The 25,356-nt window shown below is 63.1% G+C and carries 24 protein-coding genes; 15 read left to right on the top strand and 9 right to left on the bottom strand.

Annotated features, from left to right (window positions below):
• Position 1: 1 nt before the first annotated feature.
• The 4 genes from ACSQ2A_RS13810 to ACSQ2A_RS13795 form a co-directional block, all read right to left on the bottom strand.
• On the bottom strand, positions 2-1,690 hold the full coding sequence (locus ACSQ2A_RS13810) for a methyl-accepting chemotaxis protein (RefSeq protein WP_436072690.1): 1,689 nt from the start codon (positions 1,688-1,690) through the stop codon (positions 2-4).
• Positions 1,687-1,995 carry a hypothetical protein gene (locus tag ACSQ2A_RS13805; protein WP_436072689.1) on the bottom strand — a complete coding sequence of 103 codons (309 nt, stop codon included), beginning with the start codon at positions 1,993-1,995 and terminating at the stop codon, positions 1,687-1,689. The genes ACSQ2A_RS13810 and ACSQ2A_RS13805 overlap by 4 nt, the downstream gene beginning before the upstream one ends.
• A gap of 107 nt (positions 1,996-2,102) precedes the next feature.
• Complete coding sequence (locus ACSQ2A_RS13800) at positions 2,103-3,581, bottom strand: alpha/beta hydrolase (RefSeq protein ID WP_436072688.1); 1,479 nt, start codon at positions 3,579-3,581, stop codon at positions 2,103-2,105.
• On the bottom strand, positions 3,581-5,236 hold the full coding sequence (locus ACSQ2A_RS13795) for an alpha/beta hydrolase (protein WP_436072687.1): 1,656 nt from the start codon (positions 5,234-5,236) through the stop codon (positions 3,581-3,583). The genes ACSQ2A_RS13800 and ACSQ2A_RS13795 overlap by 1 nt, the downstream gene beginning before the upstream one ends.
• A 174-nt stretch (positions 5,237-5,410) precedes the next feature.
• Here ACSQ2A_RS13795 and ACSQ2A_RS13790 point away from each other — a divergent pair, with 174 nt between their 5' ends.
• Both ACSQ2A_RS13790 and ACSQ2A_RS13785 read left to right on the top strand, forming a co-directional pair.
• The gene (locus ACSQ2A_RS13790; protein ID WP_436072686.1) at positions 5,411-6,874 is read left to right on the top strand and encodes an alpha/beta hydrolase; all 1,464 of its coding nucleotides are present in this window, start codon (positions 5,411-5,413) and stop codon (positions 6,872-6,874) included.
• A gap of 88 nt (positions 6,875-6,962) precedes the next feature.
• Positions 6,963-9,236 carry an NADP-dependent malic enzyme gene (locus tag ACSQ2A_RS13785; RefSeq protein ID WP_436072685.1) on the top strand — a complete coding sequence of 758 codons (2,274 nt, stop codon included), beginning with the start codon at positions 6,963-6,965 and terminating at the stop codon, positions 9,234-9,236.
• Here the strand turns inward: ACSQ2A_RS13785 and ACSQ2A_RS13780 are convergent.
• Together ACSQ2A_RS13780 and ACSQ2A_RS13775 are read right to left on the bottom strand one after the other, a co-directional pair.
• Positions 9,233-9,952 (bottom strand): LrgB family protein, encoded by a 720-nt coding sequence (locus ACSQ2A_RS13780; RefSeq protein ID WP_436072684.1) that lies wholly within the window; start codon positions 9,950-9,952, stop codon positions 9,233-9,235. The genes ACSQ2A_RS13785 and ACSQ2A_RS13780 overlap by 4 nt on opposite strands.
• The gene (locus tag ACSQ2A_RS13775; protein ID WP_436072683.1) at positions 9,949-10,371 is read right to left on the bottom strand and encodes a CidA/LrgA family protein; all 423 of its coding nucleotides are present in this window, start codon (positions 10,369-10,371) and stop codon (positions 9,949-9,951) included. The genes ACSQ2A_RS13780 and ACSQ2A_RS13775 overlap by 4 nt, the downstream gene beginning before the upstream one ends.
• Before the next feature lie 399 nt (positions 10,372-10,770).
• Between ACSQ2A_RS13775 and ACSQ2A_RS13770 the strand changes: the two genes are divergently transcribed.
• The 13 genes from ACSQ2A_RS13770 (at position 10,771) to ACSQ2A_RS13710 (ending at position 22,907) form a co-directional block, all read left to right on the top strand.
• The gene (locus ACSQ2A_RS13770; protein WP_295414903.1) at positions 10,771-11,466 is read left to right on the top strand and encodes a DedA family protein; all 696 of its coding nucleotides are present in this window, start codon (positions 10,771-10,773) and stop codon (positions 11,464-11,466) included.
• Positions 11,467-11,647: 181 nt separating this feature from the next.
• A complete protein-coding gene (locus tag ACSQ2A_RS13765) occupies positions 11,648-12,898 on the top strand; it encodes an O-antigen ligase family protein (protein WP_436072682.1) in 1,251 nt (416 codons plus the stop codon).
• 285 nt (positions 12,899-13,183) lie between these two features.
• Entirely contained in the window at positions 13,184-14,206 is a 1,023-nt protein-coding gene (locus ACSQ2A_RS13760; protein WP_436072681.1) for a sulfate ABC transporter substrate-binding protein, read from the top strand.
• Between the two features lie 95 nt (positions 14,207-14,301).
• The gene (locus ACSQ2A_RS13755) at positions 14,302-14,523 is read left to right on the top strand and encodes a hypothetical protein (protein WP_436072680.1); all 222 of its coding nucleotides are present in this window, start codon (positions 14,302-14,304) and stop codon (positions 14,521-14,523) included.
• Positions 14,520-15,119: an RBBP9/YdeN family alpha/beta hydrolase gene (locus tag ACSQ2A_RS13750; RefSeq protein WP_295414898.1), complete on the top strand. Its 600-nt coding sequence runs from the start codon at positions 14,520-14,522 to the stop codon at positions 15,117-15,119. The genes ACSQ2A_RS13755 and ACSQ2A_RS13750 overlap by 4 nt, the downstream gene beginning before the upstream one ends.
• 60 nt (positions 15,120-15,179) lie before the next feature.
• On the top strand, positions 15,180-16,532 hold the full coding sequence (locus tag ACSQ2A_RS13745; RefSeq protein ID WP_436072679.1) for an FAD/NAD(P)-binding protein: 1,353 nt from the start codon (positions 15,180-15,182) through the stop codon (positions 16,530-16,532).
• 207 nt (positions 16,533-16,739) lie between these two features.
• Positions 16,740-17,585 carry a sulfate ABC transporter permease subunit CysT gene (cysT, locus tag ACSQ2A_RS13740; protein ID WP_295414896.1) on the top strand — a complete coding sequence of 282 codons (846 nt, stop codon included), beginning with the start codon at positions 16,740-16,742 and terminating at the stop codon, positions 17,583-17,585.
• Positions 17,569-18,444 (top strand): sulfate ABC transporter permease subunit CysW, encoded by an 876-nt coding sequence (gene cysW, locus ACSQ2A_RS13735; protein WP_436072678.1) that lies wholly within the window; start codon positions 17,569-17,571, stop codon positions 18,442-18,444. Before cysT ends, cysW begins: the two co-directional genes overlap by 17 nt.
• Before the next feature lie 11 nt (positions 18,445-18,455).
• Complete coding sequence (locus ACSQ2A_RS13730; RefSeq protein WP_295414892.1) at positions 18,456-19,490, top strand: sulfate/molybdate ABC transporter ATP-binding protein; 1,035 nt, start codon at positions 18,456-18,458, stop codon at positions 19,488-19,490.
• Positions 19,491-19,508: 18 nt separating this feature from the next.
• Positions 19,509-19,937: an RrF2 family transcriptional regulator gene (locus ACSQ2A_RS13725; RefSeq protein WP_295414890.1), complete on the top strand. Its 429-nt coding sequence runs from the start codon at positions 19,509-19,511 to the stop codon at positions 19,935-19,937.
• A gap of 197 nt (positions 19,938-20,134) precedes the next feature.
• A complete protein-coding gene (gene exbB / locus ACSQ2A_RS13720; RefSeq protein WP_436072677.1) occupies positions 20,135-21,181 on the top strand; it encodes a tonB-system energizer ExbB in 1,047 nt (348 codons plus the stop codon).
• Positions 21,182-21,186: 5 nt separating this feature from the next.
• Positions 21,187-21,651 (top strand): TonB system transport protein ExbD, encoded by a 465-nt coding sequence (gene exbD, locus ACSQ2A_RS13715; protein WP_436072676.1) that lies wholly within the window; start codon positions 21,187-21,189, stop codon positions 21,649-21,651.
• Complete coding sequence (locus ACSQ2A_RS13710; RefSeq protein ID WP_436072675.1) at positions 21,648-22,907, top strand: energy transducer TonB; 1,260 nt, start codon at positions 21,648-21,650, stop codon at positions 22,905-22,907. Before exbD ends, ACSQ2A_RS13710 begins: the two co-directional genes overlap by 4 nt.
• On the opposite strand, the gene ACSQ2A_RS13705 is transcribed toward ACSQ2A_RS13710, so the two are convergent.
• The 3 genes from ACSQ2A_RS13705 to ACSQ2A_RS13695 are packed head-to-tail and all read right to left on the bottom strand — an operon-like array spanning position 22,904 to position 25,355.
• Entirely contained in the window at positions 22,904-23,620 is a 717-nt protein-coding gene (locus ACSQ2A_RS13705) for an ABC transporter ATP-binding protein (RefSeq protein ID WP_436072674.1), read from the bottom strand. The genes ACSQ2A_RS13710 and ACSQ2A_RS13705 overlap by 4 nt on opposite strands.
• Complete coding sequence (locus tag ACSQ2A_RS13700) at positions 23,599-24,396, bottom strand: ABC transporter permease (RefSeq protein WP_436072673.1); 798 nt, start codon at positions 24,394-24,396, stop codon at positions 23,599-23,601. The genes ACSQ2A_RS13705 and ACSQ2A_RS13700 overlap by 22 nt, the downstream gene beginning before the upstream one ends.
• On the bottom strand, positions 24,375-25,355 hold the full coding sequence (locus ACSQ2A_RS13695) for an ABC transporter substrate-binding protein (RefSeq protein WP_436072672.1): 981 nt from the start codon (positions 25,353-25,355) through the stop codon (positions 24,375-24,377). The genes ACSQ2A_RS13700 and ACSQ2A_RS13695 overlap by 22 nt, the downstream gene beginning before the upstream one ends.
• Position 25,356 lies beyond the last annotated feature (1 nt).

Here is a 25,356-nt window from a genome sequence, read left to right as displayed (position 1 = left end):
GCTAGGCGGCGCGGGCGCGACGGATGTCGCCCGTGATCCTGAAGCCGGACACGGCCTTTTCGATGTCGCTGGCCTGCGCTTCAGTCTGCTCGATGGCGCGGTTGGTTTCTTCCACCAGGGTCGCGTTGCGCTGGGTCATCTCGTCCAGCTGGCGCACGGCGCTGGCGACGGCCTCAATCGCCGAGGCCTGGCTATCGCTGTCGCGGGCAATTTCCTCCATCAGGGCGGTATTGGCATCGACGGCCTGGACGATGGCGCCGAGCTTGCCTGCGGCTTCGTTGACGAGCTTGGCACCGACGCCGATTTCGCTGGATGACTGTTCGATCAGGGTCTTCACGTCGGCCGAGGCGCCTGCGGCCGACTGGGCGAGGCGCCGCACTTCCACGGCAACGACGGCAAAACCCTTGCCCGCTTCGCCGGCGCGCGCCGCTTCCACCGAAGCGTTCAGGGCGAGCAGATTGGTCTGGAAGGCGATGTCGTCGATGAGGCCGATGATGTTGGAAATCTTGGCGGAGGACTGGGTGATCCGCGTCATGGCGGCGGTCGCATCGGCCATGACCATGCCGCCATCGCGGGCGGTGCGGCTAACGCTGCGGGCATTGCTGTCGGCGTTGCGCGAGCGTTCGGCGTTTTCTGCAAGCGTGCCGGAGAATTGCTCCATGGCGGCGGAGGTTTCTTCAAGGGTTGCGGCCTGGCGGGTCGTGCGTTCGGAGAGGTCCTGTGCGCCCGATAGAATTTCGCCCGTGGCGCCGCGCAGGGCCATCAGGGCGTGGCGCAGGGCGCTCATTACCGTTTCGAGCTTTTCGGCCAGGGCGTTGGTGTCGCCCTGCAATTGGGCGAAGGCGCCGCGATAGGTGCCCGACAGGCGGATGGTCAGATCCGAGTGTGCGAGGCCGGAGAGGACGCGGCCGGTTTCCCCGATGCTGTGACCAACCGTATCGACGAGGCGATTGATTGAGGCGGCGAGATTGGCGAGGGCCGGATCGTCATAGCGCGTCGAAATGCGATCCGAGAAATTGCCATCGATGGCGGCATTGACCACGCGATTGAAGTCCTTGGAGAGCTGCTCCATCGTCTGTGCGCGTTCGAAGCGATGCGCGGCGGTGGTGTCTTCGACCTCCTGGGCGAGGAGTTCGGCTTCGCGGGCACTGGTCTGGGCCTGCTCGGAGCGCTCTTCGGAGAGATGCAGCAGCTTGTGGGTGTTGAGCGTCATCCAGATCAGGCCCGCCGCTTCGACGATGAGGACGACGGCGTGGAGCAGAATGCGCCCGATGCCGGCGCCGCCATAGAAGACGAGCGTATCGAGCGTCATGCCCAGGCCCAGATGATGAACGGCGACGACCGCGGCGCCGAGGAGAATGGCGCGTGCATCGTGCAGCAGGGCGCAAACCGCCAGCGCGGCGAAGAACACCATGTGAAGATCGACCTGGTAGGTCGTGCCGCGCGCGGCGATCAGCAGGGCCATGACTTCGCCCATCATCACCGCCACCGCCATATACCGGAATGCGGCAGACTGACGGCTGATGAAATAGGTCGCGGCGAGAGCGACAATGCCGAAGCCCGCTAGGAGCGTCGCCGGGCCATCGCTACCCTGAACCAGCCATTCGGTGACCATCGTGGCGATGGTCAGCGCGAGGGCGAGGGCCGCGACCGCAATGGTGGCGCGCTGGCGAATGGTGTCGAGTGTCATAGAGAGGCCTCCGGCCTTTGGGGGGCACAAAGGCCCTCTGCCTTGACGAAGAAGAGGGCGCCCAAAACCCGGGCGCGTGTCTGGAAATCGGTCTGGTCAGCGTGGACGACCACGACATTGCCGATCTGCGTGGGGGCGACGACTTGCGCGCCAGCCGCATGGATGATGGCCCAGGCGTGCGTTTCCTCAGTGAATGGGGGGAAAACAACCGCCATTTCGCCAGTCTCAGGCGCGGCCATCGTCGTGGAGAATGCGGCTAGGGAGGCGAGAATGGAAAAGGCAATTGCCGGTAGAAAGTCACGCATAGACGCCTCAGCACACGCGCCATTGCGTGTAGCCCATCAGCGATTCACCTTAGGGGATCATGGTTAGAAACGCGTTAATTGGCCGGTATTGCGGGGTTCAACTCCGTCTAGGGTTGGGCGAGCAATTCCAGCAAGGCGGGGTAGACCAGCTCTACATTCGCACCCCGTTCCCGCGTGTTGATCATATCGTGGGGGAGGCGGGCGCCGAAGGGCAATGTGGTGATGGTCGGCTCGACGCCATGCTCCTTCCAATAGGCTGCGATCTCCAAGGTCTGGCGGTTGTTGACGGCGACGTCTGCGTCGTTGAGCAGGATGGAGATGTTGGACACGGCAGGCGGAGTGTTCTGGGCAGCGGCGTGGACCTGCCAGCCGACGAGCATGATCTCGGTCAAAGCGTGGGTGGTCGGCATGGCGTGGGCGATGGCGGCCTTTTCCGGCGTGGCGTTTTCGAGGGGATTCCACGAGAAGATGATGTTGGGGAGGGCGCGGGTGACGTTCGTGCCGGCCTGCATGGCCCAGGTCGGCACCACATAGGGTCCGAAGAAGGGCGAGATCAGCACGACCTGATCCACGTCAGCCCGAAACTGGGCGGCAAAGGCGGACAATGTGCCGCCAGCTGAGAGGCCCATCACGGTAACGTCGTCGCCAAGACCCTGGGCCAGATCGAGCGCTGCATTGGTGTGATCGATGAGTCCTTCGGCAGTGAAATCGTCGAGGTCGCTCGGGGTGGGGCTGACAAAGCCGTGGCCGTGCATGCGGGGCAGGTAGACGTTGTAGCCCATGGCGAACAATTGCTCGGCGAGGGCATCGGCCTGGGCGGGGCAACTGGTGAAGCCGTGAAAATAGACGATCGAGCGGGCGACCTTCTGGCCTTGGGTCAAGAGGCGGGACCGGCAGAGCGGATCGAGGTCGAGGCTTGCTTCCTGTTCTTGGACGGCGGCAAAGGCGGCCGTCGCTTGCTCATAGTTCATCGTGGTCTCGTCAACGGGCGTGGAAATAGGCGGGGCGTCGATTTCAGTGTTTCCGAACCAGAAGAAGGCCACGCCCAGGCCGGCAACGGCGAGCATGGCCAGACCCAGAGCCACCCGCGGGACCGCGGGGTGCTTGAGGAGGGGCGAGGTTTTGCCCGGGCGTTCTGCGAGGTCCGGATGCAGCCGCTTGAAAAGGAGCGCGATGACCATGCCCGCAAGGGACATGAGCAGCACGCCCGGAAAGCCGGTGGTGATCAGGGTGAGCGTGGTGATGAGCTGGACCTGCTCCAGGCGCTCCGACAGGGGCGGCAGCAGGCCCCATTGCCGCTGCAGGAGTTCGGCGAAGGTGATGACGACCGGGTAGGACAGGAGGCCTGCAAGGATGCCGGCGATGCCGCCGCGCAGCAGGGTGACGGCGCGGGGCAGTCCGCAGAGCAGAAGCCACATGAGCGCGCCGCAGGCGCCGGCACCGACGAACAGGTTGAACCAGGTGACCTGTCCATCGTCATTGAGCAGGTCGCCGCTGATGGTGAGGCCGATGGCCGGCGCGATTGCCACTGCGGCGAGGCCGAACAGCAGGCCTGCCGTGAGCGGTCGGGAGCCAATACCTGCCATCAGGAACGCCCGGTATTGTTGAGCAATGCGGCCTTGAGCTCGGTCATCTTCTGGGCGTCCCAGCCTTCCGGCTCGACCAGCGCATACCAGCTTTCGGCGTAGTCGGCGGGGGAATAGACGTGACCGTAACCGATGGGCGAGGTGTTGGAGAGCGCCATATCCATCGCCAGCTGCAGGAAGGTGATGATCGGGTACCAGTGGAATTCGGGGGATACGCCTTCGCCCCGTTCGCCCTCCATCCAGTCCGGCGCGCGGAAGATGGTGTCGTAGTCGAAGAAGACGATTGGGTCGCTGGGATACTGCAGGAAGGCGATCCGCATGGGCCCCCAGTTCTCGCCGGGTTCGGCAAATTCGGTGCCGCGATTGGCGAAGCGAACGCTGGAACTGTCGCCGAAAGCGGGCCGCCATTCTGGGGATTGGTCAGCCCGGTTTGCCGTCGCCCAATGCCAGACCGTGCTGGTGAAGGGCGGGCCTACCCAAAGGGCGCCATCGAAGGGGGCGGCGAGGACATCGAGAAACATGGTCGATGCCTGGGAGCTGTTGGCCCCGAGGCTGAGGCCGTTGAGGAAGAGACGCGGGCGCTGATCGGCGGGGAGGGCACGCCAATAATTATAGACGATGTCGAAGAGGGCCTGCGCGGTCGATACGCCCTCGTCGGGCTCGACGAGAAGCGAGAGGGGGCTCGTGAGGTAGGAATACTGGATCGCGACGCTCGCGACATCGCCATCGAGAAGGTATTCCAGTGAATCGATGCTGGGCGGGTCGATCCAGCCGGTGCCAACCGGCATGATGATGACGAGCGTGGACCTATCGAAGGAGCCGACACGCAGCATTTCGGCCAAGGCCAGATCGGCGCGTTGGGCGAGGGTTTCGGCTGAGCGCAGGCCGACATAGGTGCGCAGCGGCGTGAGGGCGGGCCGCCCCGTGACGGCCTCGATATCAGCTTCGGTTGGTTGGGTTTCGATATAGACGCGGCCATCGCGGCCGATGGAGGTCCACGGAACCAGCGAGGCCTCGCTGCCGGAGCGGAGTGGATCGATTGGCGCCGGATTGCCGGTCAGGGCGACGACGGCGTCGATGCGCAGGAAGGTTTCGTCGGCAAAGTTGATCAGGCTGCGCAACAGCACGCCGTTGACCAGCAGCCCCGTCACGATGCCAACGATGATGATGCCGGCGAGGGTAGCGGCGCGCGGCGGCAGGCGGGTGCGCAGGAGGGCGGCAACGCGCTGGGTCCCGCGTGTAATCAGAGTGCCAATGGTGACGAGGAGCAGCGCCGGAATGAGGGCCAGCACGATAACGACGAGGACGTGGCTATCGTCCATCGGCTCGAGCTGCATTTCGGCGCGGACGGTGTTTTGCCAGCCCGTATAGCGATAAAGGCAGATCAGCGCGATCACGCCTGAAGCGGTGAGCAGCCCCCAGCGCAACCAGCGCCGGACCGTGAGATTGGCGGGATGAAGCTGCAGATAGGTCCAGAACCAGAAGAGGACTGCGCCCACCGCGTAGCCGACGGCGAAGACACAACCCGACAATAGGCCCTGGACGACGGCGGGACGCGGGATCAGCGAAGGCGTGAGCGACAGCGCGAAAAACAGGATCCCGACAATCAGGCCCGCCGTGGATATGTAGGACCCTATTCGTTCGCTCAGGCGCATGGCCACGCTCACCAAACTACTGTTGCCAATTAGCTAATCCCAGAATGGGTGACGGGAAAAGGCGCGCCGGCCGTTTGTGCTCAAATAGGGACGGGCAGCAAAGGCGCGGGATTTTGCGCACATCGAGAATGCCCCAGGCTTTCAGTAAGCTCGGGGCCTTGGAGTGGTGGCGGCATGATGTTTCGACCTGTTCTGGCAAATATTCTGGCGGGGATCATTTTCTCCCTGGGCGGCCTCCTGGCGACGTTTGTCGGCGGATTGCCGGTGGCGGAGTTCTTCGGGAGCGAGGGCGGGCTGGACTGGGCCGATATCGCCATCGGCATTTTCGTGGTCGGCGCCCTGGGCTGGTGGGTCCTGGTGGGGCGCAGCGGGCGGCCCTCGCTGCTGCGGGGCGCAATCGCCGGGGCCTTGACGGGGATATTGTCCTACCCGGTCGTGCTCGGGGTCGCTGAACTGTTCAGGATTTCGCCTGAAATCGATGGAGCGATGGAGCAGGCAGCCGCGGTGAGCCGGCTCAGCGGCCTGGGCTTCCTGACGACGGGATTTGCCGCGGTTCCGACCATGGCCGTTGCCGGCGTGATTGCGGCGCTGGTGTTGCGGCCGCTCTATCCCGCGGCGAAGGGCAGCGATCCGGCCCTAAAACTGCTGCGTGGGGCGGGGTTGGCATTGCTGGCATTGGCGGGCGCCTTGGTTGCCCTTTTCGTCTGGCTTACGGTGTTGCCGCTTGATCGAGGGCGCGTTTTGGGGGCGGGGGCCCTCGCCGCTGAACCAAGCTATGAGCAGGCGATTGCCCTTTACGATGCGGCGCGCCAAAGCGAAGACCAGATACCGATCAATCCCAGATGCGCGTCAAAACTGCTTTTGCAGGACAGCCGAGAGGCGCCGACCGTCATTTTCCTGCATGGGCTGACCAACTGTCCTGCGCAGGCGGACGAGTTGGCGCCCAAGCTTTTCGAGCTGGGATACAATGTCTATGTGCCGCGCCTGCCGGGGCATGGTGAGCTCGATCGCATGACCACGGCACTGGCTGATGTGGGCGCGGAGGACTATGTGGCGGCGACCGAGGAGGCCATCGCGATCGCGCGTGGAGTTGGCGGAGAGGTTGTCGTCAGTGGTCTTTCGGCGGGCGGCGTGCTCTCGGCCTGGAGCGGCCAGCAGCGTGCCGATGTCGACCAGTCTCTTGCCATGGCCCCGTTTTTCGGGCCGCGCCAGGTCCCGACCTGGGCCAATCGGGCGGCCACCAATCTGCTGCTGCTCTTGCCCAATATGATGATCAGCTGGGACCCGCGAAACCCGGAAGGATCGCCCGAGATGGACTATGCCTATCCGCGGGTAGCCACCAGGGCTTTCGCTCAGTTCATGTTCATTGGCGAGGTAACTTCCGGACTGGCGGATAGGGAGGCCCCGTTGGCGCAGAAGCTTTCGGTGATGGTCAACGAGGCCGACACCGAAGTGAATGACCGTCTCATCGAGCGCCTTGTTGCGGCATGGCAGGGGCATGGCGCGCAGGTTGAGGTGAAGCTGGTGCCGCTCTCCCTCGGTCTGCCGCATGATCTCATCGATCCACGGCAGGACCTTGCCAATACGGAAGTGGCCTATGGGCTGTTCGTGGAGATGCTCGGGAAGGCCGTGCCGTAGCGACCAAAGTCTATCTGGTCACGGGTGGCGCCGTCCTGATTGTGGGACGAGGCGCTGAATAGCCCATAGAAAATACCGGGGAGACAACATGGCCGATACCACTTCCAGCCTTCGCGATGCGGCGCTGCATTTTCATGAGTTTCCCAAGCCCGGCAAACTGGAGATCGTGGCGACCAAGCCGCTGGCCAATACACGCGACCTGTCGCTGGCCTATTCGCCGGGCGTGGCTGTTCCCTGCGAGGAAATCGCGGCCGATCCGCAGGCGGCCTACAAATATACGTCCAAGGGGAATCTGGTCGCCGTCATATCCAATGGCACAGCCGTGCTGGGCCTGGGCAATATCGGGGCGCTGGCGTCCAAGCCGGTGATGGAAGGCAAGGCGGTGCTGTTCAAGAAGTTCGCCGGGATCGATTCCATCGATCTCGAGGTGAACGAGCAGGACCCCAAGCGGTTCATCGAGATCGTGGCGCCGCTGGAGCCGAGCTTTGGCGGGATCAACCTTGAAGACATCAAGGCGCCGGAATGCTTCGAGATCGAGGAAGCGCTGCGCGAGCGGATGAATATCCCGGTCTTTCATGATGACCAGCATGGCACGGCGATCATCGTCGCGGCGGCAGTGATCAATGCCATGCGGCTCGTGCGCAAGGATATTGGCAAGGTCAAGATCGTCACCTCGGGGGCAGGGGCGGCGGCCATTGCCTGCATGAACATGCTGATCGCGGTGGGTGCCAAGCGTGAGAATATCTGGGTCGCTGACTCCAAGGGGCTGGTGACCAAGAAGCGCGACAACTCCGTTGATCGCTGGCGCGGTGCCTTTGCGCAGGACACCGAGGCGACGGAACTGAGCGAGGTGATGGCCGGTGCCGACATTTATGTCGGGTTGTCCAAGGCCGGGGCGCTGAAGCCGGAAATGATGAAGGACATGGCGGAAAATCCGCTGATCCTGGCGCTGAGCAATCCGATCCCCGAAATCATGCCGGAACTGGCCAAGGAAACGCGGCCGGATGCACTGGTCTGTACCGGGCGGTCGGACTATCCCAACCAGGTCAACAATGTCCTTTGTTTCCCGTTCCTCTTCCGCGGTGCGCTCGATTGCGGGGCGACCGTTATCAATGAGGAGATGAAGGCTGCGGCGGCGCATGCCATTGCGCAATTGGCGCATGAGCCGGGGCTAGAGGCGACGGCCCATGGTGTGCCGGCGATTTTCGGGGCGGATTATCTGATCCCCAATCCGTTCGACCAGCGGCTTATTCTGCGGATCGCGCCGGCCGTGGCCAAGGCGGCGATGGAGAGTGGGGTTGCGGCGCGGCCGATCGCGGATTTCGATGCCTATCGTGACCAGTTGCGGCGCTTCGTTTTCCGCTCGGGCATGGTGATGAAGCCCATGATCGAGCAGGCGCAGAGCGGGGCCAAGCGCATCGCCTTTGCCGATGGCGAGGATGAGCGCGTGTTGCGGGCGGCGCAGGTGATCCTTGAGGATGGTATCGGCAAGCCGATCCTGATCGGGCGGCCTTCGGTGATTGAATCGCGGCTTGAGCGGTTTGGTCTGACGATCAGGCCGGGTAAGGATTTTGAGGTCATCAATCCTGAGGACGATCCGCGCTATCGCGACTATGTGGCGGAGTTTCACGCGCTGGTGGGTCGCAAAGGGGTGACGCCGGATACGGCGCGGACGATCCTACGCACCAATAGTACGGTGATCGGCGCGCTGGGCGTGCGGCGTGGCGATGCGGATGCGCTGATCTGCGGGTTGCAGGGGCGCTACATCAAGCATGCGCGGGACATTCACTCGGTCATTGGGCTGGCGGACGATGCCAGCCAGCTTTCGGCGCTATCGATGCTGTTGCTCAATCGCGGCGTGTTCTTCCTGGCCGATACCTATGTGAACATCGACCCGAGCGTCGATGAGCTGGTGTCGATCACCTTGCAGGCGCGCGACCATCTCAAGCGCTTCAATATCGAGGCCAAGGCGGCGCTGTTGAGCTATTCGAACTTTGGATCGCGCGAGGGCGAGACGGCCGGCAAGATGCGGGCGGTCTATGAAAGGCTCAAGGCGGTGGCGCCCGATCTTGTGGTCGAGGGGGAAATGCAGGGCGATCTGGCGGTCAATGCCGAATTGCGCGAGCGCTATATTCCGGACTCGGTGCTGAACGGGGAAGCGAACCTGCTGATCTTCCCAAATCTTGAGGCGGCCAACCTGTCGATGACGCTGCTCAAGGAGCTCAACAACGGGCTCCATATCGGGCCGATCCTGATGGGGACGCGGCAGCCGGCGCATATCGTGGCGCCGACCGTTACCAGCCGTGGTCTCGTCAATATGGCGGCGATCGCCGCCGCCGAGGTGGTGGGCAAGGGTGTCTAGGCCTGGGAGAGCAGGACCCAGACAAGAACGAGGATGCTGGTCAGGGCGCCATTGAGCGCCATGGCTATGCCTGAAAAGGCGCCGGCGACCTCGCTGACCTGAAAGGCTCGTGCCGTGCCGATGCCGTGGGATGCAACGCCCACGGCAAAGCCGCGCGCGGCGTAGTCCTTGATCTTGAGCGCATTCATCAGCGGCGTGACGATGACGGCGCCGAGGATGCCGGTGAGGATCACCAGCACGGCGGCGAGGGAGGGAATGCCGCCGAGATTGCGGGCGAGTTCCATGGCGATGGGAGCGCTGGTGGATTTCGGCGCGATGGAGGCGACGACGTCGGCGGGGGCGCAGAAGGCCATGGCGATGGCAACGGCGCTGCCCATGGCCGTGAGCGAGCCGGCGACCAGCGCGCCGCCTATCGGCAAGAGCGAGCGCCGGACCTTTTCAAGGTTTTTGTAGAGCGGGATCGCGAGGGCAACCGTCGCCGGTCCGAGCAGGAAATGCACGAACTGAGCGCCTTCGAAGTACTGGGCATATGAGGTTTGGGTCACCTGCAGCAGGGCAATGATCAGGAGGCCGGCGATGAGCACGCTATTGGCGATGGGCGTGCCGCCGAGTTTTGCCGAAATGGCAAGGGCCAGTAGATAGGCGAGAATGGTGGCCGTGAGCCAGAGCAGGGGGCTGGCGCTGAGATAGACCCAGATTTCCGCAATGCCACTCATGGCTTTTCCCCATTCGAGAGGCGGGAGAGCGCGAGATAGGTGCCGACGGTGACCAAGAGGGTCAGCAGCGTCGAGATGACGAGCGCCAGCAGGAGGGGCGGACCCCATTCGAGGATCAGCCCGCCATATTGGACGATGCCGACGGCCGAGGGCACGAAAAGCAGCGACAGGATGCCGATGAGGCCGGTGGCCATGGCATCAAGCCCGGCAGGCAGTCGGCGGCGCCAGCCGAGATAGGCGAGAAGCAGCAGCATGCCGGCAACGGGGCCGGGGAAAACGAAGGACGGCGCGAGGAGGCGTGCGACGCTGACCAGGGTCTCGCCTGCCAATTGGCAGGAAATCAACACGGCAAAGCCGGCGAGCAAGGTGGCGGGGGTGATGCGTGGCTTGGCTTTGCCTTCATCCGATTTCGGGGTCATCGGAGTTCATCCTTGGCGTGTGTGGTCGGAGCAGCGGCTGGGGCGTGGGCGATGCTGCAAATCGGTCGGCGCAGCCCTGCGCCGCGGCGGGTCTCACATATGCGCGTGGAAAAATCCACAAAAGCGTGGCAGGCGCTCGCCTTTGGTGTGGGTTTGCACGACGCCCGCAGAGGCAAGTCCGGTGCCTTGGCTCATAAGCAAATCGTCGCGACGGGCGGGGAAGGTGGCTAGCTTTCCTTGTGGTCGCAGGAGTAGTCTGGCCCAAAATTCCGCGGCGACGTGCCTGCGGATCGCCGGTGATCGAGGGGCATTCGTGGACGAGATCGACGCAAACTGCCGGCGCTGTGCTGCCGATACGCCATTCACGCCCAATTTCATTTCTCCTGGTTTTCAGCCCCTATGATCGAATTTCTTCATTCCGTGTCGGTGTGGCTTGAGACGCTGCTCAATGCCGTGTCGGACAATTTCTGGCTTTCGATTGGGTTCATCTTCCTCGTCGCCATCGGCGAAGCGGTGTTTATCCTGGGGCTGTTTGTGCCCTCGACGCCGGTTCTGCTACTCGTTGGCGGTATTATCGCCACGGGCAAGCTGCCGTTCTGGGAAATCTACCTCGCGGCCGTTGTGGGCGCGGTTATTGGGGACGCCATCTCATACACGGTGGGCTTTGCGCTCAAGGATCGCATCAAGACGATCTGGCCGTTCAGGAACTATCTTGAGCTCCTGAGCCGGGGCGAGGTGTTCTTTGCCAAGCATGGCGGCAAGTCGGTTTTCATCGGGCGATTTATTCCGGGGGTGAAAGCCGTGGTGCCCGGTATCGCCGGGATGATGGGCATGCCTTATCGCTGGTTCACCATCATCAACGTGTCTTCGGCCTTCGCCTGGGCGGCCGCTCATATCCTGCCGGGCATGCTGTTGACGGCATGGCTCAAATCCATCGGGCTGTCGCTGGAACTGGTGATCATTGTCGGCGCCGCGGTGTTGACTGTGCTGTTCCTGCTGATTCACTATTTCCGCTCGATCGTCCTCGTCTTTGCGCCCTTTATGGGTGGTTTTGGACGCTCGCTGCAGGCGCGCTGGGGACGGTCAAGCGTCTGAGACGCGGCTCGTCTCTGGGGTGAGCCCTCAGCTGATTGTGGAATGGAGTCGGTGGTTCAACGTTGCCACGATGCCGCAATTGGACCGTTTACAGAGCCGGGCGTGAGCAATAAGAAGGCGGCATATCGATGCGACCGAATGGGCGCATATAGAAATCATATGCGGTGACTCGGAATTACCTATGAAATTTCTGTCCGAAAACGCGAGCGTTGACAGCCGGTCTTTTATTTCTGTCTTTTTTTCGGTTGCTTGTGTTGTTTCTGCCGTGACTTTTTGGTCATTTGCCGGAAATTATGCCGCATATATTTCAATGTTGTTGGCGGTCCCTGCTTTCGTTTTGGGCTGGCGGCAGTCGTTCTGGGTTATCTTGCGGAGTTCGCCCGTGCTTTGGGCGTCGTGGTCCGGTTTCCTGCTGTTGGCGATCGCCTTTCTTTTGCAGCCAGGGCTACCGAGCGTAGCGTCAATCGGCGACTTCTTACCCTTTGCCTTGATGCCCATTCTTGCGCTTGCAATTGCCCCACTGGGCAAGGTGCAGTTCACGCTCGGGCATTTTGCTCTTCTCTGTCTGGCCGCATCCGCCTTGGCGGGGCTGGTTGGACTGAGCGGTCTGCTGCTGGGGCAGCCCCGTGCCTCCGCGCCAGAATTTAGCCCCATACATTTCGCCACGTGGGCCGTAACGTTTGGCTTTATGAGTTTGGCGTTGACCTTGACCGGCAGATCGCCATGGCGCTGGTTTGCCTTGGCGGGCCCCGCCTTCGGGTTGCTGGCGGCTGTAGCGTCCGGCACCAGGGCAGCTCTGGTGATTGGTTGTGCCTTGGCTCTTCTTTTCGGATTCGCTTGGGTGCAGCGTCGCGCCATTCCTTTATGGCTTAAGGTCGCCATTCCTTTCGCGCTGGCGGGGGCGGTTCTGCTAGCGATATACCTCGCTAGTCTTGCCGGCATTGATCGCCCGTGGAACGCGTTGCGTGCGGTCGCAGGGGTGATAACCGGTGATCTGGGCCAAGACACTTCCACGGCCTACCGTGTCGAGATGCTGCGTGCCGGATGGAAGGCATTCCTCGACGCGCCACACGTTGGTCACGGCTGGCACAATCAACTTCAGGCAGCAATGCCATATCTGTCGCAAATGGCCCAGGATGGCTATGCTGCGGAGCAGTGGGGTTACATCCACAATGATCCGCTTAGCTTTGCTGTCGCCGCGGGCGTTCCCGGACTTGTCTCGTACGTCTTGTTCATGGCGATGCCGCTGTTAGCGGCCTTTAGTCAGCGAAACGCCAGCAACTGGGACGTTCGGCTCTATTTGGCTCTGAGCTTTACAGTTGGCTTGTTCGTGAGCGGTTTGATGGATGTTCTGCTCATGGTTGAAATGTCCAAGGTCCTGTTGATTTTTGTGGCCGCCTCTCTGCTGTTTATCGACGTACCCGAGCGATAGAGGGTGCTCCCTCGGGCCGTCGACGGTGACCTGCCTCTATTGCTTTCAGACTCGGCACTCTAACAGTCAGCAGTGGCGCTGCCGTTAAGGCCGCGTAAAGCTTCTCCGAAAAGCGCAACGAAACCTGGGAAAGAGGGCTCGTTTCAGAACCCAATTGCGACAAACTTGGCAGCGGCGCCCTGTTGGAGCATTATTTTCTCCTTCTGGGCTTCGGCTCGCAAGCTAGAACCTTTTCAATCACGACTGAGTTGATAGGGTTTATGTATTCGCTATCGGGAGGTTTCCTTGAAACGGACAGCCAAGATTTTCGCCTATGCCGCCCTGGCCGCATCGCTCGCGGTTGGTTTCTCCGTCACTGCCCATGCGCAGGACCGGACGCTCATCAACGTTTCCTATGACCCAACCCGTGAGCTCTATCGCGAGTTCAACGAGGCGTTCATCGCTCACTGGCAAGAGACCAAGAGTGAGACCGTGGCCGTGCAGGTCACCCATGGCGGTTCAGGTTCGCAGGCCCGTACCGTGATCGACGGGCTTGAAGCCGACGTCGTCACCCTGGCGCTCGAAAGCGACATCAATGCCATCGCCGATGCCGGGCTCATCCCGGCCGATTGGCGCGGCAAGCTCGAAAACAACAATGCGCCCTATACCTCGACCATCGTTTTCCTGGTGCGCAAGGGTAATCCCAAGGGCATCAAGGATTGGGGCGATCTGGTTGCCGACGGCGTCGAAGTGATTACGCCGAACCCGAAGACCTCGGGCGGCGCGCGCTGGAATTTCCTTGCGGCATGGGCCTGGGCCCGCGAAGCCAATGGCGGCGATGATGCCAAGGCGCAGGAGTTTGTGAGCCAGCTCTTCAAGCACGTTCCGGTGCTCGATACCGGCGCGCGTGGCTCCACCACCACCTTCGTGCAGCGTGGCATTGGCGACGTGCTGCTCGCCTGGGAAAACGAAGCCTATCTCGCCCTTGAAGAGCTTGGCCCCGATGCTTTCGATATCGTGACGCCGTCGCTCTCGATCCTTGCTGAACCGCCGGTGGCGCTGGTTCCGGGCAATGCCGAGAAGAAGGGTAACCTCGACCTCGCCGAAGGCTATCTCGACTATCTCTATTCCGATGCCGGCCAGGCGATCGCTGCCAAGCACTATTATCGTCCGTTCCGTCCGGATGCTGCGGCTCCAGAAGACATTGCCCGCTTTGGCGAGCTGAACCTTGTGACCATCGAGGATTTCGGTGGCTGGCGTGAAGCGCAGCCGAAGTACTTTGGCGACGGCGGCGTCTTCGACCAGATCTACTCCGGTCCCGCTCAATAAACTGGTTGCGGCCGGTTGCTTATGGCGCCGGCCGCACCTTCTTCGCCGCGGGGCACGTCCCCTTCCTGAGTGACGTCTATACTTTGGAGGACAGAATGGTGCATTTCTTCGGTATTTTTAGCCCCGGCCCCCTGGCCCGGAACAGTGCGAAAGAGGCGCCCGCCAAGGCGAATTTCTTTGGTGGCCTGCCCGCGCGCACTGATGAGGCGGCGTTGAGCCCGCTCGAACAGGACGCAATCTACCTTGCCGGCAAGGCGCCGGAGCCTGAGCCGCGCAGTTTTTGGGATGCGCGGCATGAAGGGATACCGGAGCAATGACCCGGCCGGTCCTTGTCGTGCCTGGCCTCAACGGATCGGGCGACGGGCACTGGCAGCGTTTCTGGCTCGAAGACTTCGAAGAGGCGCAACTGGTCGAGCAGACCGACTGGGCCAATCCGGAGGCGGCGCGCTGGCAGCAGCGTCTCGAAGAGGCTGTTTTGGCCAATCCAGGCGCGATCATCGTCGCGCATAGTCTTGGGACCATGCTGGTGGCGAGGCTGGCTGGCAGTTCGGTGGGATCGCTGGTTGGTGGAGCCTTGCTGGTCGCTCCGGCCGATATAGAGCGCACCTCGGCACTTCATGCGCGGACCTATGAATTCGGCCGCATTCCAACGGATCCGTTGCCCTTTCCGACTCAGGTCGTCGCCAGTCGTGACGATATCTACATGACCCTCGACAAGGCCGTTTCGCTGGCCAAAAACTGGCAGGCGCCGCTGGTCGATGCCGGCTATGTGGGCCACATCAATGTGGCGAGCGGCTTTGGGCGGTGGGTCGAGGGCTATGAATTGGCTCGGCAGGTTGCCGAGCGAGCGGATCGCTGGCAAGAGCGGTCACGGCGGGTGAATTCTGCCCAAGCGCAATTGCGCTCATTTTAGCCGGGGCGTGTCCCGGCATCCAATATTGACGGCGCATTGCGCATAACCGGGAGGGCTGCGATGACCGCCACTGGCTCAACGGGCAAATCCATTGTCATCATCGGAGGCGGGGCGAGCGGCGTGCTACTGGCGGCGCATCTGCTGCGCAGCTCAGATCCCGACCTGCGTGTTACCTTGCTCGAACGGCAGGGGCGCTTTGGTCAGGGGCTGGCTTATTCGGCGCTCGCCCGCAACCACCGGGTCAATGTGCCGGCGCGCGGCATGAGCGCCTTTGCCGATGATCCCGAGCATTTCTGGCGCTGGCTGCAACGGCGCGAACCCGGCAAGCACGGCTCGTCCTGGACCTTCGTGCCGCGTCGGCTCTATGGCGCCTATCTTGAAGATGTGCTGCGCGAGGCTGGCGAACATATGCCGGGACGCCTGCTCGTGCGTTCCGAGGAAGCCGTGGCGCTGCACGAAACGCCCAATGGCGTCGAGACGGTGCTGGCCAATGGAACGAGCATTGTTTCGCAATGGGCTGCTTTGGCGGTAGGCCACGAAACCCAGCCGGCGCGGGGCAGGGGCATTGCTGTTCGTGCGGGGTCCGAGCGGGACACGCCGCTCGACCCCGATGCGGCGGTGATGATCCTCGGCTCGGGCCTCAGCATGGTCGATGCCTGGGTGTCACTGGCCGAGGCGAAGCATCGTGGGCCCATTACGGTGGTCTCGCGCAATGGCCTGCTTCCAAAAGCGCACAAGGATGTGGCGCCGATCGCGATCGATGCGGCCGACGTGCCGTTTGGGACCAGCCTCACTTATCTGGCGCGCTGGTTCCGCGACATCGTGCGCGATGTGGAAGCGAAGGGTGGCGACTGGCGCAGTGTTGTCGATGGGTTGCGGCCGTTCAATCAGCGGCTCTGGGGCAGTTGGCCGCTGCGAGAAAAGCGCCAGTTTCTGCGTCACGTGCGGCCATGGTGGAATATTCATCGCCATCGCCTGCCGCCTGATCTTTATGCGGGATTAGCGCGCGCCGTGGATAGCGGGCAGGTCAATCTGGTGGCGGGCGAATTCGTCGGCATCGAACGGGTGGGGGATGTGGTGCGAGCAACGGTCCGACCGCGCGGCTCCGAGCGGCGGGAGGTGATCGAGGTGGCGCGCGTTTATGATTGCGGGGGCGTGTCGGTCGACGTTCGCGCCAGCGCCAATCCGCTGATCCGGCAATTGGTGCAATCGGGCGCGGCGCGGCCGGACGAAATGCATATCGGTCTCGACGTCGATCCCAATTGCGCGGTGGTCGCCAGCGAGGGGCGCGTATCGCAGCGCGTACGCGTTGTCGGGCCGCTGACGAGGGGTCGATATTTCGAGATCGAGGCCGTCCCGGACATCCGTTTGCAATGTGCCGCAATAGCGAACTCTTTGCTCGCCGCGCACTGACTTTGCGCCCAAACGCAATCGAGTTTGGCCTGGGGCGCGGCCCGTGGAATGAATTTCTATCATTTGATAGAATGTTGTCCGGGCCCCGCCTTGCGAAACCCTACTCCGTGGCTAGAGTTGGGCGGAAATTTCGGGCCCCCGCATGATCCGACCAAAACTGCACCAACCCGGATGCCTCGTGAGCGCATCCCTGCTGGAGAAAGCCGCATGAGCAGACTCGGCCGCTTTCGCCAACCCAGTGTCATCCCGGGCTTCGGCCTGACCCTCGGATTCACCCTTACCTACTTTTCGCTGATCATCCTCGTGCCGCTCGTTGCCCTGGTGCTGCGCTCGGCAGGGCTCGGCTGGAACGGGTTTTGGGCCGCGGCGCTGGATCCGCGCGTGCTCGCTTCGCTGCGCACCAGCTTTCTCACCGCGACAATTGCTGCTGGGATCAATGTTGTGTTCGGCACGCTGATCGCCTGGGTGCTGGTGCGTTACCGCTTTCCCGGCCGGCGCATTTTTGACGCCATGGTCGACCTGCCTTTCGCCCTGCCGACGGCTGTGGCCGGCATTGCCCTGACGGCGATCTATGCGCCCAACGGCATTGTGGGGCAGTTTGCGGCGCAATTGGGTTGGCGCATTGCCTACACGCCAATCGGCATCACCATTGCCATGATCTTCATCGGCCTGCCCTTTGTCGTCCGCACCATCCAGCCGATCCTCGAAGAGATCAGCAAGGAGGTCGAGGAGGCCTCCGCGACGCTTGGTGCCAACCGCTTCCAGACCATTACGCGCGTGCTGCTGCCAAGCCTGATGCCGGCCATTCTGACCGGCTTCGCGCTCGCCTTTGCCCGGGCTGTGGGGGAATATGGCTCGGTGATCTTCATCGCCGGCAATATCCCGTTCGTTTCGGAAATCGCGCCGCTGCTGATCGTCATTCGGCTTGAGGAATTCAACTATGCCGGGGCGGCGGTGATCGCCACGGTGATGCTGGCGATTTCCTTCGTGATGCTCTTCATCATCAACCTTATTCAGGCCTGGAGCCGCCGGAGATATGGCTATGGCAGCTAGTACGCATGTCCGCCGCCTGGCCTCGCCGACCAATGAGCCGGTCTATGTCCGCTGGATATTGATCCTTGTCGGCCTCTTGTTCATGGCCCTGTTCCTGGTTCTGCCGCTGGTCGCAGTGTTCTCTGAGGCGCTGCGCGAGGGGATCGGCGTCTTCATCCAGTCGCTGCAGCAGCCAGACGCGCAATCGGCCATCAGGCTGACGCTGCTCGTTGCAGCCATTGCCGTGCCGCTGAATGTCGTCTTCGGCCTTGCCGCCTCCTGGGCCATCGCCAAGTTCGAATTCAAGGGCAAGGCCTTTCTTATTACCCTCATCGACCTGCCATTTTCGGTGTCGCCGGTGATTTCGGGCCTCGTCTATGTGCTGCTGTTTGGCTCGGGCAGCGTGCTCGGGCCGTGGCTGCGGTCTTACAATATCGAAATCCTCTTTGCCGTGCCGGGCATCGTCCTCGCGACGATCTTCGTGACCTTCCCCTTCGTTGCCCGCGAACTCATCCCGCTGATGCAGGACCAGGGTTCGGGCGACGAAGAGGCGGCTTTGTCGCTCGGCGCTTCGGGCTGGCAAACTTTCTGGCGCGTGACGCTGCCCAATATCAAATGGGGCCTGCTCTATGGCGTGCTGCTCTGCAATGCGCGCGCCATGGGTGAATTCGGTGCTGTGGCCGTGGTTTCGGGGAAAATCCGTGGCCAGACCACGACCATGCCGCTGCAGGTCGAAATGTTCTACAATGAATACCAGAGCACGGCGGCCTTTGCGCTGGCCTCGCTCCTCGCCTTGCTGGCGCTCGTCACCCTGGTTCTCAAAACAGCGCTGGAATGGCGGTTCGGCGACGAACTCGCTGCCACCGGTCGCGGCCACTAACTGGAATAGAGATGGAAGTACGCGTTCAAAACGTCCGCAAGGAATTCGACCGGTTTCCGGCGCTCCACGATGTGTCGCTGGATATCAAATCGGGCGAGCTCATTGCGCTGCTTGGACCTTCGGGCTCGGGCAAGACCACCTTGCTGCGTCTTATTGCGGGCCTCGAACGGCCGACGGCGGGCAAGATTTTCTTCGGCGACGAGGACGCTTCGGAAAAGAGCGTGCAGGAGCGCAATATCGGCTTCGTGTTCCAGCACTATGCGCTGTTCCGGCACATGACGATCCTTGAGAACGTTTCGTTCGGTCTCGAAGTGCGGCCCCGCGCGACGCGCCCGCCCAAGGCGGAAATTCGCCGTCGGGCGCGCGAGCTGCTCGATCTGGTGCAGCTTTCGGGCCTTGAAAAGCGCTATCCGAGCCAGCTTTCCGGCGGTCAGCGCCAGCGCGTGGCACTTGCCCGTGCTCTCGCCATCGAGCCGGGTGTGTTGCTGCTCGACGAACCTTTTGGTGCGCTCGACGCACAGGTGCGCCGCGAGCTGCGCAAGTGGCTGCGCGAAATGCATGATCGGACCGGGCACACCACCGTGTTCGTGACGCATGACCAGGAAGAGGCGCTCGAACTGGCCGATCGGCTCTGTGTGATGAGCCAGGGCAAGATCGAACAGGTGGGTACGCCGGACACGGTCTATGACCAGCCGCAATCGCCATTCGTCTTCGGTTTTATCGGCGAATCCAGCACCCTGCCGGTCAATATCGAGCGTGGGGACATCTGGCTGGGCGACCGGCCGATCGGCATTTCCTCGCCCGAGGCTGTGGGGCCGGCGCGGCTGTTCTTCCGCCCGCATGATATCGAACTCGTGGATGGTGATGCGGCCCTGTCCGGCGTCGTCGCCAGCAGCCGCCGCGTCGGTGGTACCCGTCGCGTTGAGCTCGACATTGGTGGTGCAGGGCATCGGGTGGAGATCGATCTTCCCTTCGATCATCCGGCCGGCGAGCGGAGCCAGATCAGCTTCCGTCCCAAACGCTGGAAACTGTTTCCAGCCGAATAGGGTGGCGAGGAGCGCGCGGTGATTTCCCAGAAGGCCCGCTATGCGCTTCGTGCCCTGCTTGCGCTTGCGCGCGTAGGGCCCGGCAATACGCTGATGACCAGCGAGATTGCGGCCGAGCAGAAGATCCCGAAGAAATTCCTGGAGCAGATCCTGCTCCAGCTCAAGGGCAATGGTATCGTGCGCAGCCATCGCGGGCGCACGGGCGGCTATGAGCTGATCCGGCCGGCCGAAGAGGTGATGTTCGGCGAGGTTTTGCGCCTCATCGACGGGCCGATTGCGCTTTTGCCCTGTCTCTCCATTGTCGCCTATCGGCGCTGCGAGGATTGCCGGTCGGAGGAAAGCTGCGAATTGCGGCATGTGTTTTCGCGCGTGGCGCTGGCCTCGCGCGATGTGCTCGATAAAACGAGCCTTGCTGCGGCTTTGGCGGCACCGGAGCTGCTTGCCTGACGGCAGACTTTCGCGCGCAGTGCAAATCCTTGCGCGATCGGCTCAATCGTCCTGTCGTTTTCTTGACAATAAACGTCATCTTTAATAGGTGAGCGGCATTGAGCTTCTGCATATGCCGCGCCCGATGGGCGGTCGCTTGGGATCAGTTGATCCGGCGCCCGGTTGACAGCAGGTGCTGTGTCAAGGGTAGTGTCCTCATGGCTGATCGTCTGCACCGCAACAGAAGCGCGCTTTACGCTGTCGCTGGTCTGCTCCTCATTTCCGGCCTCGCCCTTCCGGTCGCGGCCCAGGAGACTGCGCCCGTGCAGAATGCTGTTCCGGCTGTGACTGCGGTGGAGACGCCGACGGCTGTAGCGCCCGCCGCTCCGGCTCCGGCGGCCCCGGTTGTGACCCAGGAAGCCGCCCCGGTGCAGGATACGGCGGTGCCGTCGCCTGCAGATGCAAATCCGGCAATGTCTGCCCCTGCCACGGAAACGACGACGCCTGTGGCGCCTGCGGAGTCCGATCTCCCCATGGTGGAAACGGGCCTTGAAGGCCATGATCTTTCGCCCTGGGGCATGTTCATGGCGGCCGACTATGTCGTGAAGAGCGTCATGATCGGCCTGCTGAGCGCGTCCGTCGTCACGCTGATCATCTGGGTGGCCAAGAGCATGCAGCTTTCCGGTGCTCGCCGCCGCGCCTACAAGGCGCTGCGCGAGGTGTTGAAGGCCGACAGCCTCGAAAGCGTTGCCGCGGTGATGGCCGATCGCCGCGGGCTTGGCGCCATGCTGGTCAAGGCGGCGGCCGAAGAGGTTGAAATGTCGCGCGATCTCGTTGGCCGGGTCGATCCGGGTGGGATCAAGGAGCGCGTCTCCTCACGCTTGGGCCGCATCGAAGTGGCCGCGGGCCGCAAGATTTCGCAGAGCCTTGGCATCCTGGCCTCGGTGGGTTCGGTCGGCCCGTTTGTGGGGCTCTTTGGAACCGTCTGGGGCATCATGAATGCCTTTGTGGGCATTGCCGAAACGCAGACGACCAACCTTGCCGTGGTGGCGCCGGGCATTGCCGAGGCGCTGCTGGCGACGGCTTTTGGTCTCGTCGCGGCTATTCCGGCCGTCGTGATCTACAACGCCTTTGCCCGCTCGGTGACGGGCTATCGCCAGCTGCTGGCTGACGTTTCGGCTGGTATCGAGCGCCTTGTGAGCCGTGATCTTGATCGCGCAGCGCTTTCTATCGTGCGTGGCCCAACGGCCCTCGCGGCGGAGTAGGGGGCATGGCCGGTCGGATCAAGGAAGGCGGCGGCGACGAACTCGATGTCAATCACGAGATCAACGTGACGCCGTTCATCGACGTCATGCTGGTGCTGCTCATCATCTTCATGGTGGCCGCGCCCCTTGCGACGGTTGATATCAATGTCGACCTGCCTGTTTCCAATGCGACCCCGGCACCGCGTCCGGAAGAGCCGCTTTTCGTGACGCTCAAGGACGATCTGAGCCTTACCATCGGCAATGATCCGATGGCCCGCGAGACGATTGCCGCCTCGCTTGATCAAGTGACCGGCGGCGATCGGGAGACGCGGGTGTTCCTGCGCGCCGATGCGGCCGTGGCTTACGGCGATCTGATGGAAGTGATGAACCTGCTGCGTTCGTCCGGCTATGTGCGGATCGCGCTGGTGGGATTGGAATCGGCCAATGCGGTGGCTGTGCCGAGCGGCCAGGACGCCCAGGCCGCAGAATGACCAAGCAAGGCGACAGCTTTGTCGCGGAAGACTTTTTGCGCGCCAAGAAGGGCGACGTTTTCCTTTGGACGACGGCGAGCCTGCTGGTTATTGCCGGGCTCGTTGGCGGTTATTGGGCCTATCAGACCTTTGTGCCGGTAGAGGAAGCGGCTGGCCCGCCAGCCGGGGCGATCGTTGTTGAATTTGCTGAATTCGCCGTGTCGCCGGTGACCGAAGAACTCGACGTGCCCGAGGGCGAGCTTTCGGCCGCCTCCGAGGCGACGCCGCCGAGCGAAGCGGAGCCTGATCCCGAAGCCGAACCCGTCGAGGAGCCCGAGCCGGTTGTGGAGCCGCCGCCGGAGGTTGAACCGGAAGAGGTTGCGGAGCCGGAGGAAGTCACCGAACCGGAAGAAGTGGCCGAGCCCAAGGAGGTCGTCGAGACCGCCGAGGCCGAGGTTGAGCCTCCGCCAGAGCCTGAACCCGCTGTAGAGCCGGAGCCGGCGGTTGAGCCCAAGCTGGAACCGCTGCCGGAACCCGAGCCTGTTCCTGAACCCGAGCCCGCGGTCGTGCCGGAACCGGTCGAGCCGATCATCGATGTGCCCGAAGTGGACGTGCCGGAGCCTGCCGTGGTCATCCAGCGGCAGATGGCTACGGTCGAGCGGCCTGCGCCCGAGCCGGAACCGGAGCCCGTTGTCGAACCGGAAGAGATCGTCGAGCCGCTGGAGCCAGAACCCGAACCGGTGCCAGAACCTGTGCCCGAAGAGCCGGTGGCCGAGCCTGTGGATCCGAACCTGCCGGTGCCGGTGACGATGTCGCCGCGCATTGCGGAGACGCGCGCCAACACGCCCGAAACCAAGTTTACGCCGCCGCCTCGCCGGACACCGCCGCCACAGCAGGCAGCGACGCAGGCCTCGGCGCCGAGGCCGCAGGAGCAGCAGGCGCAACAGGCCGCCGCGCCGCAGCAGACTGCCAGCGCGGAGCCAAGCGCCTCGCAGGTCAATCGCTGGGAATCGAGCGTGCTGCGCCATATCGGCCAACGCCGCAAATATCCAGCCGATGCCCGGCAGCGCGGCGAAGAGGGGCGGGTGGTCGTGCAGTTCACAATCGATGCGGGGGGCAATGTGCAGTCGGTGAGCATCGCCGGCTCCAGTGGCTTTGCTGCGCTCGACCAGGCGGCGCGCGACCTCGTCTATGCCAGTTCGCCTGTTCCGCGCCCGCCTGAGGGCTTGCCGCGCAGCCGGCTGACTATCGGTATGCCGATCGACTACGAGCGCTAGTTCGCGCCTTCGATCAGCTGGCGATAGGTGTCCAGCGTGGCCCTGTCGCGTTGGTCGCGGGGCTGAGGGAAGGCAAGGTCGGCCGTTATGTGGGCGGGCGTTCCGGACAGAACCAGCACGCGGTCGGCGAGGCGGGCAGCATCTTCGGTCATGTGGGTGACGAGGATCATCGTCGGCCTGTGCGAGGCGGCGACTGATGCGATCAGCTCGTACATTTCCTCGACGAGAGTACGGTCGAGCGACACGAAGGGTTCATCTAGCAGCAGCAGGCCGGCATTGAGGGCCAAGGCGCGGGCGAGCGCGGCGCGGCGCTGCATGCCGCCGGAGAGTTGGTGCGGGTAGAGGTTTGCGTGGTCGGCAAGGCCGGTCCGTCCGAGGGCGGCCATGGCCTTTTCGGTGCTGACGCCAGTGCCGGCAGTTCGGACATTGTCTGATGTTGTCAGCCAGGGCAGCAGGCGCGGGTCCTGGAAGAGGAAGCCCGGCGGGGCGGCTTCGGCGGCGGGTTGGCCGTCGATGGTCACGTGGCCGGAAAAATCGCGGTCTATGCCGGCGATGATGCGCAGGAGCGTCGATTTGCCGATGCCGGATGGGCCGAGAATGGCCGTGACGCTGCCGGGCGCAATCTCGGTTTTGAAGCCGGAGAGGATGGGAGCCGCGCTGCCGGCGTAGTGCTTTTCGTTGACGGAGATGTTCAGGCCTGGGCCGGTCGCCATTGCAGCACCCTCCTCTCGATGGGGCGCAGCACGCCGTATTCAATGGCAAGGACGACGAGGATGAAGGCCGAGGTGTAGGCGAGGATGCCGGTGATGTCGAAGAACTGGAAGAAGAGGCTGACGCGGTAGCCGACGCCCCCATCGCTGCCCAGGACTTCGAAAACGAGGACGATCTTCCAGATCAGCGACAGGCCGGTTCGCGCGGCGGCGAGGACGAAGGGCATGAGCTGGGGCAGGAAGACGAGGCGCAATCGTTTTGCTGTTGGCCAGCGCATGGCTTGGGCGAGTTCATCAAATTCGGGGGCGAAGCTGCGGACGCCTTCGCGGATCGTGGTGGCGACCAGCGGTACCTTGTTGATGACGACGGCGAGGATCAGCGCGGTTTCGGTGAGACCGAGCCAGATATAGAGGGCGATGGCAACGACAATGGCGGGCAGGTTGAGGCCGACGAGGAGCCAGCTGGAGAACAGGCGATCAAGCCAGGCTTTGCGGCCCAGCAGGATGCCGAGGGCGGTGCCGATCAGCATGGCGAGAAGGAAGGCGAGGCTGGCGCGCCAGAGTGTCTTGCCGAGGTCCGCGAGGAGTTTTCCCTCTGTCGCGAGGCGCAGCATTTCCTGACCCACGGCGACGGGCGAAGGAAAAAGCCGATGCGCCAGCACCATGGCGAGGACTTGCCAGACCAGCAGCAGGATCGGGAAGGACAGAAGTTCGAGCAGCGGCAGGGCGCGTTGACGCCCTGCGCGTGGCGGTTCGCCTATTTTCGGTAGCCCGGCCAAAATGTCCCCGGTAACAGTTCTTGGCCTTCACCCACCACTTCGCTGCCGCCGAAGCGGGCGAGGAGGGCAAAGGTTTGTTCGGCGGCGTCCGTGTCCTCGGGATTGTAAGAGGAGACGATGCCGGCTCGATAGTCGTCGCGCAATTGCTCGAAGAGCGCGGCATCGTCCTCGGCGCCCATCAGGCCTTTGAGGCTTTCCCAGGTAGCGTCATCGGCGAGAAGCACTTCTTTGGCGGCGAAGGAGGTGTCGAGGAAGCGGACCACGGCGTCGTGCTTGGCTTCCGCGGTTGCTTCCGTAAAAGTCCAGCCTAGTAGCGGCGGCGGCTCGGCGACGCCGAGTTCGGCCAACATGGTTCTTACAGAGAGCAGTTCGTGCATGCCGGCGGCTTTGGCGCGGGCGTTCCACTGCCAGAAGTTGAGGCCGGCATCGACGCCGCCATTGCCCAGCAGTTCGTTGATGAGAGGCGGGGCGCCGAAGCGGGCTTCCGCGACGTCAGGCAGGGTCTTGCCGGTCTTGCTGGCGAAATACGCCTGGAGGATGACCCAGCTCTTGTCGGCGGGACCACCGGCAACGCCGATGGTTTTGCCTTCGAGGCCGGTTACGTCGGCAATGGCGCTATCGGCCGGGACCATGAGACCGCCGACGGTCAGCGAATGCGGAACCATGGTGACGAGGTTGCCGTCATTGCGCTGGGCGGCGACCCAGACGAAGTCCGAGAGAATGATATCGACCGCTCCGGCCTGTAGAGCGATCTGCCCGGCGCGGCTATCGGCCAAAGGACGGACCTCGAGATTGAGGCCGTGGGCGGTGTCGAGGCCGAGCGACTTGATGGTCTCGATTTCCCACTGCACGGTGCCGCTTTCCTGCACGCCGATGGTCAGCGTGAGGTGCTCCTGGGCATGCGCGATAGATGAAGCGGCGAGGGCAAAAAGCCCTGCGCCCAGAGTTTTGGTCAGCATG

Origin of the sequence: Devosia sp. LjRoot3, from assembly GCF_964252865.1 — a bacterium.
Lineage (GTDB): Bacteria > Pseudomonadota > Alphaproteobacteria > Rhizobiales > Devosiaceae > Devosia.
Note: the sequence above shows the minus strand (reverse complement) of the source record. Positions and strands in the feature narration are given on the sequence as shown.

Excerpts from the sequence above, each read along its gene's own strand:
- ACSQ2A_RS13730 (WP_295414892.1), top strand. The coding sequence starts at position 18,456 with ATGGAAGTACGCGTTCAAAACGTCCGCAAGGAATTCGACCGGTTTCCG.
- ACSQ2A_RS13800 (WP_436072688.1), bottom strand. The coding sequence starts at position 3,581 with ATGGCAGGTATTGGCTCCCGACCGCTCACGGCAGGCCTGCTGTTCGGC.
- exbB (WP_436072677.1), top strand. The coding sequence starts at position 20,135 with ATGGCTGATCGTCTGCACCGCAACAGAAGCGCGCTTTACGCTGTCGCT.
- ACSQ2A_RS13695 (WP_436072672.1), bottom strand. The coding sequence starts at position 25,355 with ATGCTGACCAAAACTCTGGGCGCAGGGCTTTTTGCCCTCGCCGCTTCA.
- ACSQ2A_RS13780 (WP_436072684.1), bottom strand. The coding sequence starts at position 9,952 with ATGAGTGGCATTGCGGAAATCTGGGTCTATCTCAGCGCCAGCCCCCTG.
- cysT (WP_295414896.1), top strand. The coding sequence starts at position 16,740 with ATGAGCAGACTCGGCCGCTTTCGCCAACCCAGTGTCATCCCGGGCTTC.
- ACSQ2A_RS13805 (WP_436072689.1), bottom strand. The coding sequence starts at position 1,995 with ATGCGTGACTTTCTACCGGCAATTGCCTTTTCCATTCTCGCCTCCCTA.
- ACSQ2A_RS13745 (WP_436072679.1), top strand. The coding sequence starts at position 15,180 with ATGACCGCCACTGGCTCAACGGGCAAATCCATTGTCATCATCGGAGGC.
- ACSQ2A_RS13795 (WP_436072687.1), bottom strand. The coding sequence starts at position 5,236 with ATGCGCCTGAGCGAACGAATAGGGTCCTACATATCCACGGCGGGCCTG.
- ACSQ2A_RS13750 (WP_295414898.1), top strand. The coding sequence starts at position 14,520 with ATGACCCGGCCGGTCCTTGTCGTGCCTGGCCTCAACGGATCGGGCGAC.
- ACSQ2A_RS13790 (WP_436072686.1), top strand. The coding sequence starts at position 5,411 with ATGATGTTTCGACCTGTTCTGGCAAATATTCTGGCGGGGATCATTTTC.
- ACSQ2A_RS13755 (WP_436072680.1), top strand. The coding sequence starts at position 14,302 with ATGGTGCATTTCTTCGGTATTTTTAGCCCCGGCCCCCTGGCCCGGAAC.
- ACSQ2A_RS13810 (WP_436072690.1), bottom strand. The coding sequence starts at position 1,690 with ATGACACTCGACACCATTCGCCAGCGCGCCACCATTGCGGTCGCGGCC.
- ACSQ2A_RS13705 (WP_436072674.1), bottom strand. The coding sequence starts at position 23,620 with ATGGCGACCGGCCCAGGCCTGAACATCTCCGTCAACGAAAAGCACTAC.
- ACSQ2A_RS13710 (WP_436072675.1), top strand. The coding sequence starts at position 21,648 with ATGACCAAGCAAGGCGACAGCTTTGTCGCGGAAGACTTTTTGCGCGCC.
- ACSQ2A_RS13785 (WP_436072685.1), top strand. The coding sequence starts at position 6,963 with ATGGCCGATACCACTTCCAGCCTTCGCGATGCGGCGCTGCATTTTCAT.
- ACSQ2A_RS13770 (WP_295414903.1), top strand. The coding sequence starts at position 10,771 with ATGATCGAATTTCTTCATTCCGTGTCGGTGTGGCTTGAGACGCTGCTC.
- ACSQ2A_RS13775 (WP_436072683.1), bottom strand. The coding sequence starts at position 10,371 with ATGACCCCGAAATCGGATGAAGGCAAAGCCAAGCCACGCATCACCCCC.
- ACSQ2A_RS13765 (WP_436072682.1), top strand. The coding sequence starts at position 11,648 with ATGAAATTTCTGTCCGAAAACGCGAGCGTTGACAGCCGGTCTTTTATT.
- cysW (WP_436072678.1), top strand. The coding sequence starts at position 17,569 with ATGGCTATGGCAGCTAGTACGCATGTCCGCCGCCTGGCCTCGCCGACC.
- exbD (WP_436072676.1), top strand. The coding sequence starts at position 21,187 with ATGGCCGGTCGGATCAAGGAAGGCGGCGGCGACGAACTCGATGTCAAT.